We start from the raw sequence: 365 nt of genomic DNA, 5'->3' as shown, positions 1-365 counted from the left end.
TTCAAACATATTCAATTTGACATTGAATTAGTAAAAGACGTTGAAGGTGCGCCTTCTACTGAAGTTGAACGTCGCCGCGCATCAGCTTAAAAATAATAAAGGGATGGATTTCGCATCCATCCTTTATCTTATTCAACTAAAGAATTTAGACCAATCCAAATCTAATCATTTTGATTTGTTTAAATTTTTGCAAGACCGAAAAGGATATAGATAGCTTTATCTATAAAACGCTATGATTGATAAATCTCAAAAGACTTTAACCGAAGCCCTCTCCCAAATTAAAGACGGTTCAACCATTATGATTGGTGGGTTTGGTACTGCAGGTCAGCCTGCTGAACTCATCGATGGCTTAATTGAACTCGGTA

General features: G+C 36.2%; 2 protein-coding genes. Both read left to right on the top strand.

From position 1 onward, the window contains the following. Positions 1-90: hypothetical protein (locus tag AC1M9L_RS14835; protein ID WP_481592540.1), on the top strand; the 90-nt coding region annotated here is incomplete at its 5' end. A 142-nt stretch (positions 91-232) separates the two neighbouring features. Beyond that, positions 233-365 (top strand): CoA-transferase (locus AC1M9L_RS14830; protein WP_481589643.1); only part of this gene is annotated, 133 nt, incomplete at its 3' end.

This window comes from Acinetobacter sp. ANC_7511 (assembly GCF_056779975.1).
Note: the sequence above shows the minus strand (reverse complement) of the source record. Positions and strands in the feature narration are given on the sequence as shown.